We start from the raw sequence: 573 nt of genomic DNA on the forward strand, positions 1-573 counted from the left end.
TTGCCACGCATTTGCGCCAGTTACGTCTCATTACCTGGAAAACCTTTCTGCCACTTGCCAGGAGTTTAGCAGGACTTCCTCTTTTGGCAGCCCTGGCCCTGATGTCGGGCATAGCCTTGCACGGAAACCTGAAGACCAAGGGTGTTCCCCTGCTGCCCAGAACCGACTACATTCTAAATCTCCTGACGGCGCCCCTAACGGAACTGGATTTCTTCTGGATTATAATCGCCCTGCTTACTATTTTCTATGCCGGGGAGCTGGTGTGGAGGGAACGGGAAACAGGCGTGAGTGAGATTGCCAACGCCACACCGGTACCAGAATGGGTTCTTTTCCTGAGCAGGTTTCTGGCTCTTAGTCTTATACTTGTGGTATGGCTGGTATTCCTGATAGTGGCAGGTGTAGTATCACAAAAGAGCATGGGTGGTAGTGCAGAGATAAAACTTTACCTGCAATGTATTTTCGGGCTACAGTTGGTAGATAGCCTCCTGTTTGCTTTACTGGCTCTCTTTGTACACGTACTGGTCAATCAGAAATTTGTGGCTCATTTGGTGGCCTTGTTGGTCTACGGGTTCA

The 573-nt window shown here is 49.7% G+C and carries 1 pseudogene; it reads left to right on the plus strand.

The features are described 5' to 3' along the window. Positions 1–573, plus strand: a pseudogene (locus LWP20_RS18185) (ABC transporter permease); the annotation flags it as partial.

This window comes from Pontibacter vulgaris (assembly GCF_022758145.1).
GTDB lineage: Bacteria > Bacteroidota > Bacteroidia > Cytophagales > Hymenobacteraceae > Pontibacter > Pontibacter vulgaris.